Here is a 7958-nt window from a genome sequence, read left to right on the forward strand (position 1 = left end):
CGATACCGAGAAACATGCGAGATTCGTCCTTGACCACGTCAGTATGAACTGACGTCAGCGTGTAGAAGTGTCGTTATCTCAAGTTTGCCAGACCATCGACCACAGGCTGGCGGAATCATCAGCGAATCATGCACTGACGGATTGAATCCTGCCAGTAACGGAAGTCGATTGAAGACATGTCAGCGGGATGTGAAAACCAAAACTGGCAGCTGCTTGGTGCACCTGCCAGTCTGGAGTTATTCTCAATCGCGACAACGCAAGAGCCGGTAGACATTTCTGTCAGCAAGAGCCAAATCGCCCGAATTGCAATTTGGGCCTTGCCCGCCGGCATTCAGAGCGGATTACTGTTTGGCGACTGTCACAGGCACGGGATTGACCGACGTTTTGACTGACGGCTTTACCGACTTCGCGACGGAAGTGGCACCCTGCTTTGTCCGGATCTGCAGTCGGACCTTGGGGGTCACGGCCTTAGCAGTGATGCGAGTTTCCATGTTCAGTGCCTGGGGTTCTGTTTCTTTGACCTGAGTTGTTCCGTCCGCTTCGGTCGCAGGCTTTTCGTTCGTGGGGGGAACATCCAGGCTTGGCTTGAATCGTTCTTCGGGTTCCTGATCGTCTGCGGGAGCGGGTGATCGCTTTACTGGAGGAGGATACTTGCTGGGATCCGAGTCGGAGTCTGAACCGAACGTTGACTGCTTCCGCCGAGCTTTCACTTCTTCTTCCTCGCGAGCATCCCGGTTTGAGTTCGGGGTGTTCGGTGAATAGTCCTGATGCTGACGTCGGAAATAGCGTTCGTCGTATCGCTGTCGCTGGTCGAGTTCGTCGAGTCGTCGCTCGAGTTCGTAGATTTTGGATCGATCGTCACGGCCGGTATTGTTGGGATCTGGTTCGGGAATCGGACCAGTCGTGCTGGTGGAACCGTATCCGGCAGTGGTGGATCCCGGTCCAACATTGCAGTTTGAGCAACCCACTCCACAGTTGCCACTGGAACAATTGCCACCGGAGCAGGAGCTACAGCCTGTGCTTCCATAGTACGAAGGCCCGTACCCATAGGCGGCCCCATACGTTGACGATGGAACATAACTTGTGGACTGGTTGCAGGCACAGCCTGAATCCAGTGAGCGATAGCCTGCTGTGGTCACGCCCGAGTAAGAATAGGCCGGCGCATACGACGTGTACATCGGTTCGGCGACAGAGCCGTAACTTCCATCGATGGGGGCGTAAGCCACCGTCATGGGAGTATAGGAGGCTTGGTAGGCAGAATAGGGAGCGTAGCCGACCGCCGCCGGAGCATAAGTGCTGTTTGCGCGGATACTGCCCACAGGGCCAAAAATGGCATCATACATCCAGGGGATGACCCCTGCCTGACTCTCGACGGGAGATGCCAGGGAAAACCCCACAACTGACGCGAACACGATTGCAAGCTTCGCTGCGCGTGCCATGATGACTTACACCTTCACTCTGAACGACTCAGTCTGACAGTCGTCTGCGCCGCATTCTCCCTGACGCCGACTGTCATTGAGCGACTCCGTCGCACTTCTGAAAAACTCCGTAGACTTACCGAATTCGTTTTAACCCGGTCTGAGAGGCGATGTCAACGAGCGACATTCGGTTATCACGAGAATTACGACTCTTTCCTTTGCAAAATGCGCTTTAGGCGAAATACGGCTTCAGTTTCGCGGGCGGATAGCCGACGCGAGGTCTTTTCTGACGGTGAACTGACTGCAGTGCACAAAAAAACTCAGCCCGATCGAAAGGTGATCGAGCTGAGTCGTTCAACGAGCAGCAACGCCGGGCGGAAGATCAGGTCGTCTGAGCTTCTGCCAGTTCGGTTGCTGGTGCATGTTCCTGTGTCGATGCTTCGAAGTCGAGTTGCTTCTGATCGCCGACTTCCTTCACCTTCACGGTGATGGTGTTGAAGCCTTCAAACGATCCCTGCAACAGGTTTTCCGAAAGCGGATCCTCGATATAGGTCTCGACTGCCCGGCGGAGCGGACGAGCACCATATTCAGTCGCATTTCCCTTGGAGATAATGAACTGCTTTGCTTCTTCGGTCAGAACCAGGGTCAGACCCTTTTCTGCAAGGCGTTCACGGACCTTGGCAAGTTCGATCACGACGATCTGCTTCAGGTTTTCTTCGGTCAGCGACCGGAAGACAACGACTTCGTCCAGACGACCAAGGAACTCTGGCTTGAACTCGCGTTCGAGTTCGTGCATGAGGCGTTCCTTCATGCGATCGTAGCTTGTGTCGGTATCTTTCGGAGCAAATCCAAACTCGTTATTGACGGCGAGTGCCCCGGCATTCGTCGTCATAATAAGAATGGTGTTCTTGAAGTCGACCTTGCGACCAAAGCTGTCGGTCAGGTGACCTTCTTCCATGATCTGCAGCAGCATGTTGAAGACGTCTGGGTGAGCCTTCTCGATTTCGTCCAGCAGCACGACCGCGTACGGACGACGTCGGATTTTTTCGGTGAGCTGACCACCGTCTTCAAAGCCGACATATCCTGGAGGAGCACCGATCAGACGGCTGACGTTGTGCTTCTCCATGTATTCGCTCATGTCGATCTGGATCAAGGCGTCCTGATCACCGAACATGAATTCTGCGAGCGTCTTGGCTGTCAGCGTTTTCCCGACCCCGGTTGGACCGGCGAACAGGAACACTCCTGTCGGACGACGAGGATCTTTCAAGCCGCTGCGGCTGCGTCGGACGCACTTCGCAACCTGCTTGATGGCTTCGTTCTGGCTGACCACCCGGCGATGCAGTTCTTCTTCCATCCGCAGCAGACGGACAGCGTCTTCGCTCGACAGACGTGTCAGCGGGATTCCGGTCATCTTCGCGACGACTTCCGCGATCACTTCGGCGTCGACGACACCTTCCTTCTCTTTGGACTTTTCTCGCCAGTCCTTGTTGATCGTTTCTTTCTTCTTCTTCAGCTTATCAGCCTGGTCACGCAGAGCGGCTGCCTTTTCGAAGTCCTGATTGGCAACGGCTTCCTCTTTCGCTGCGTTCAGGCGTTCGACTTCGCCTTCGAGTTCCTTCAGATCGGGCGGACGAACCATCGACTTCAGGCGGATGCGAGCCCCCGATTCGTCGATGACATCGATCGCCTTGTCTGGAAGGCACCGTGCGGTGATATACCGGGTCGACAGCTCCACGGCTTTGGCGAGCGCGTCATCGGTGATCTGTACGCGATGGTGCTGCTCATAACGATCTCGCAAGCCTTTGAGAATCTCGATCGTCTGCGAAGGAGATGGGGGCTCGACAACGACTGTCTGGAACCGGCGTTCCAGCGCACCATCTTTTTCGATGTACTTGCGGAACTCATCGAGTGTGGTCGCACCGATACACTGGATTTCGCCACGGCTGAGAGCGGGCTTCAGGACGTTGGAAGCATCAATCGCACCTTCAGCACCCCCGGCACCGACCAGCGTGTGAAGCTCGTCGATAAACAGGATGGTATTTTTGGCTCGCTTGACTTCGTTCATCACGGCCTTGATGCGTTCTTCGAACTGACCACGGTACTTGGTACCGGCGACCATCATCGCCAGATCCAGCACCACGATTCGTTTGTCTCGCAGCAGTTCCGGAACTTCGCCGTTCACAACCATCTGGGCAAAGCCTTCGACGATTGCGGTCTTACCGACGCCGGCTTCCCCCAGCAGGACGGGGTTGTTCTTCTGTCGGCGGCAGAGAATCTGGATGACGCGTTCGATTTCGTTGGAACGACCGATGACGGGATCGAGCTTCGACTGGCGGGCCAGTTCGGTCAGGTCACGGCCGAAGCTGTCGAGCGCGGGGGTCTTGCTTTTGGGGGTCTTTCCGGCGGGGCCAGCCTGGCCGGCACCAGCGCGTTCGGAAGAGCCTTCCGCGCCACCATCGACACCGTGTCCCAGCAGGTTGAGGACTTCTTCTCGGACGTCCTCAAGCTTCAGACCCAGGTTCATCAGGACTTGTGCAGCGACACCTTCCTGTTCACGGATCAGGCCCAGCAGAAGGTGCTCGGTACCGACGTAATTGTGGTTGAGATTTCGCGCCTCTTCCATTGCATACTCGACAACCTTTTTTGCTCGAGGCGTCTGGGGAAGTTTGCCCATCGTGACCATGTCGGGCCCCGACTGGACGATCTTCTCAACTTCCAGACGAATCTTGCGCAAGTCAACTTCGAGGTTCTTCAGGACGTTCGCGGCAACACCGGAACCTTCCTTCACCAGCCCGAGAAGAATGTGCTCGGTACCGATGTACTCGTGGTTGAAACGCTGGGCTTCCTGATTGGCGAGTTGCATAACTTTTCGGGCGCGATCAGTAAATCGCTCGTACATTCCATAGCCTCCAAGGTTATGAGGGACAGGACAACCTGCCATAACTCGATGTGAAACGCTTGAACCAATACGACCTGATTTGTCGAGGACAATCCCTCACACTCAAACATCGACCCAACGTCGCCATGCTTTCGCTAGATTGATTCCGCAAACCGTAGATGTGCGGTTCGCCGTAACTGCCGTCTCCGATAACGCTCCAGAACATTCCAGGTCACCGCGAATTCTAGTAGCGTGTCTTCACATGGGCAAGGAGAACCGCTTGTGTCGAGTCCCCCATTCCGATGTCTCCATTCGTCAAACCGAACTGATTACGCTTCTTGCCGGGCGGAATCAGGGGCAGAGCAATCGTCTGCGATGGCCGTTCCCTCGCCGCAGGACAGAAAGACAGAAAAGACAGTCCCCTCCGACGACGTCTGGGTCAGCTCAATCCGCCCCCCGTTCTGCTCGACGATATTCTTGCTGACGAACAATCCCAGACCAGTACCCGTCACTTTCGTGGTAAAATAGGGCGAAAACATTCGTCCGCGTAAACTTTCCGGAACGCCATGACCGTCGTCGCAGAAATCAAGCTTCAGCCAAGAGTCCTGTCGCGACGTCACGATCAGGATGGTTCCCCCTTCTTCGGTGGCGTCCATGGCATTCAGGATCAGATTGAGAAAAACCTGTACCAGCTGGTCTCGCACGACCATAATCAGCGGAACGCCCTGAGCGTAACGCGTGATGATTTGCTTCCCTTTTTTTCGCTTGTAGTACTTGGCGATATTGAGTGCCGCATCGATCATTGCGTGGACGTCACACCGGGTCTGCTCGTTCACTGCTGGACGACTGAAGTCGACCAGTTCCCTCAGGGTGCGCTGGATCCGACGCAGCTGATCGTCAACCAGCGACAGCTTTTCCCGGGTTTCTCCTCCGATATTCCGGCGGTTCAGAAGCTGCACGAGGGAACTGATCGCCGCCAGCGGGTTGCCGACTTCGTGAGCAATTCCTGCGGCTAAAAGTCCGAATGCTGCCTGCTTTTCCTGTTGGACAAGCATGGCCTGGGACTCCTGCAGTTGACGCGTGCGCTCACTGATGCGGTGTTCGAGCATGGACTGGTTCTGCTGGAGCTTTGCATTCAGTTCCCGCAGGCGGGTGCTCGCCCACTTCAGCAGACCGGATAAAGAGACACTCGCCCAGGTGACCCAGCCAATAAAGATCGGCATCAGGATCAGGGCCGAAATCTCGTCGCTGGTGGTAATCCGACGTGTCAGCGCGAGAGTCATATAGCTGGCTGAATGGAGTCCAAAGGTGATCCAGGTGACCAGTGGGGCGTAACGAATGGCACAGACTAAAAGTGACAGGAAGTAATAGAAACGGAAGGCGCTCAGCAACCCCTCGTCAAAGTGGCAGAGCAGGCCAATAAAGAGGGCTTCCATAAAGGAGATGAACACGGGCCACTTGCTGAGAAACACCCGTCCGCGCATGGACCAGATGGTGTCGAACAGAGCGTAGATCGCTCCGAGCAGCAGAATGGCATTGAGGATGCCCCGATTGTGGCCTTGTCCGATGAAATTGACGAGAACGTAACCGATGCAGATGCCAAACCAGCGGATTCGGACCGTGATCGCCTGAGTGGCAAGTCCCCAGTCGAAGTCGTCGAACTCATTTTCCGCTGGCGTCATGACGTTTTCGATGTCACTGGTCCTGCCATTAGACCGTCGCGGCGCCAGTGACTGGTTTGAGGACCAGCATGGCTAGCGGAGGGAGTGTGAGCGAGAGATACTGGGTTTCGCCATGGCACGAGCCGGGTTGAGAGTAGACTCCTCCGACATTCCCCACATTGGAGCCGCCGTAGAGACTCGAGTCAGTATTCATACGCTCGATATAGTAACCGGCGACTGGAACGCCGATCCGGTAGTTGTATCGAGGGACGGGAGTGAAATTGACGACCACAATCACACGGTCGTTCGCGGCACGTCCCTGGCGGATGTAGGCGTAGACGCTGTTTTGGGCGTCGTCGCAGGAAATCCAGCGAAACCCTTCGCCGGACATATCGAGCTGATGCAGCGCCGGCTCGTTCCGGTAGAGCGTATTCAGGTCTTTGACGAGTCGATGGATTCCGGCATGCATCGGATGATCGAGCAACGGCCAGTCGAGCTGCGTGTTATGGTTCCACTCCAGCCATTGGCCAATCTCTCCTCCCATGAAGAGCAGCTTCTTGCCGGGCTGGGTATACTGATATCCGAAGAGGGTTCGCAAATTGGCGAACTTCTGCCAATGATCCCCCGGCATTTGGGACAAGAGAGAGCACTTCCCATGCACGACCTCGTCATGGGACAACGGCAGCATGAAATTTTCTGTGAAGGCATAAACCATTCGGAACGAAAGTTCGTTCTGATGATGCTTGCGGTGGACGGGTTCACGGCGCAAGTAGCGCAGCGTGTCGTTCATCCAGCCCATGTCCCATTTCATGCCGAAACCGAGACCGCCGGTGTAGACCGGACGAGAAACTCCGCCCCAGGATGTCGATTCTTCCGCAATCGTCAGGATGCCCGGGAATTCACGGTACAGTTCGGAATTCATTTCTTTGAGGAAATCGATGGCTTCGAGGTTCTCGCGTCCCCCGAACATGTTCGGCACCCACTCCCCGGGCTTACGGGAGTAGTCGAGATAGAGCATCGAGGCTACGGCGTCCACGCGTAGTCCGTCGACATGGAACGTGTCAATCCAGTAACGGGCGCTCGAGAGCAGGAATTCGCGCACTTCCGTGCGACCGTAGTTGAAAATCAGCGTTCCCCAGTCGGGGTGAAACCCTTTCCGCGGGTCTTCGTGTTCGTAGCACGCCGTTCCGTCGAAGCTGCCCAGCGAATGTCCGTCGGTGGGAAAGTGAGCCGGAACCCAGTCAATGATCACGCCAATTCCGGCTGCGTGACAGATTTCGACAAACTCCATGAAGTCATGCGGCGTTCCGAAGCGACTGGTCGGAGCGAAGTAGCCAGTCGCCTGGTACCCCCATGAACCGTCGAAGGGAAATTCATTCACCGGCATGAGTTCGATGTGGGTGTAGCCGAGGTCCTGCACATAGGCCACCAGCATCCGAGCCAGTTCCACGTAGTTGAAGAACTGACGACCATCGGTCGGCCGCTTCCAGGAACCGAGGTGGACTTCATAGACGGAGACAGGCTTTTCGTACCAGTTGGAGGCTTCTCGCTGGCTCATCCATTCGTGATCGCGCCATTTGTGGCCATCGAGGTTGTAAACCAGCGACGCACTTTTCGGGGGGACTTCGGTCGCGAAGGCATACGGGTCCGATTTTTGAAGCAATTGCCCGTGCTTCGACCGAATGCCAAATTTGTAAGGGTCCCCGTGTTTCATTCCGGGGACAAAACCCCACCAGACACCGTTGTCACTGGATTGAAGCCAGTTGCGTCCGTGCATCCACGCATTCTGATCACACAGGACGGAGACTTCGGTGGCATTCGGAGCCCAGACGTTAAATTTCACGCCGGGCTCACCATTCTCAATTGCCAGATGCGCACCAAGATGACGGTATTGGGTGGAATTCATCCGGGCAGAACCTGTGTTTAAATGGGCAATGGACGGGACAGGTGGCTAGATCAATATGGTGCATAACCCCATTGCGCTGAGGCACGCCAATCCTA

At 55.7% G+C, this 7958-nt stretch carries 4 protein-coding genes; all 4 read right to left on the minus strand.

Annotated features, from left to right (window positions below; translation table 11 throughout):
- Positions 1 to 341 precede the first annotated feature (341 nt).
- The 4 genes from VGE80_RS13790 to glgB all read right to left on the minus strand — a co-directional run bounded on the left by VGE80_RS13790 (position 342) and on the right by glgB (position 7863).
- Positions 342 to 1439 (minus strand): hypothetical protein, encoded by a 1098-nt coding sequence (locus VGE80_RS13790; protein WP_373651949.1) that lies wholly within the window; start codon positions 1437 to 1439, stop codon positions 342 to 344.
- A gap of 361 nt (positions 1440 to 1800) precedes the next feature.
- Positions 1801 to 4317 (minus strand): ATP-dependent Clp protease ATP-binding subunit, encoded by a 2517-nt coding sequence (locus VGE80_RS13795; RefSeq protein ID WP_373651948.1) that lies wholly within the window; start codon positions 4315 to 4317, stop codon positions 1801 to 1803.
- A 308-nt stretch (positions 4318 to 4625) separates the two neighbouring features.
- Positions 4626 to 5978, minus strand: a complete 1353-nt coding sequence (locus VGE80_RS13800; RefSeq protein ID WP_440593078.1) for a sensor histidine kinase — start codon at positions 5976 to 5978, stop codon at positions 4626 to 4628.
- 28 nt (positions 5979 to 6006) lie between these two features.
- Positions 6007 to 7863 (minus strand): 1,4-alpha-glucan branching protein GlgB, encoded by a 1857-nt coding sequence (gene glgB / locus VGE80_RS13805; protein WP_373651946.1) that lies wholly within the window; start codon positions 7861 to 7863, stop codon positions 6007 to 6009.
- Positions 7864 to 7958: the final 95 nt, after the last annotated feature.

It is taken from the genome of Schlesneria sp. (assembly GCF_036405755.1).
GTDB classification, from domain to species: Bacteria; Planctomycetota; Planctomycetia; order Planctomycetales; family Planctomycetaceae; genus Schlesneria; species Schlesneria sphaerica.

Excerpts from the sequence above, each read along its gene's own strand:
- VGE80_RS13790 (WP_373651949.1), bottom strand. The coding sequence starts at position 1,439 with ATGGCACGCGCAGCGAAGCTTGCAATCGTGTTCGCGTCAGTTGTGGGG.
- VGE80_RS13795 (WP_373651948.1), bottom strand. The coding sequence starts at position 4,317 with ATGTACGAGCGATTTACTGATCGCGCCCGAAAAGTTATGCAACTCGCC.
- VGE80_RS13800 (WP_440593078.1), bottom strand. The coding sequence starts at position 5,978 with ATGACGCCAGCGGAAAATGAGTTCGACGACTTCGACTGGGGACTTGCC.
- glgB (WP_373651946.1), bottom strand. The coding sequence starts at position 7,863 with ATGAATTCCACCCAATACCGTCATCTTGGTGCGCATCTGGCAATTGAG.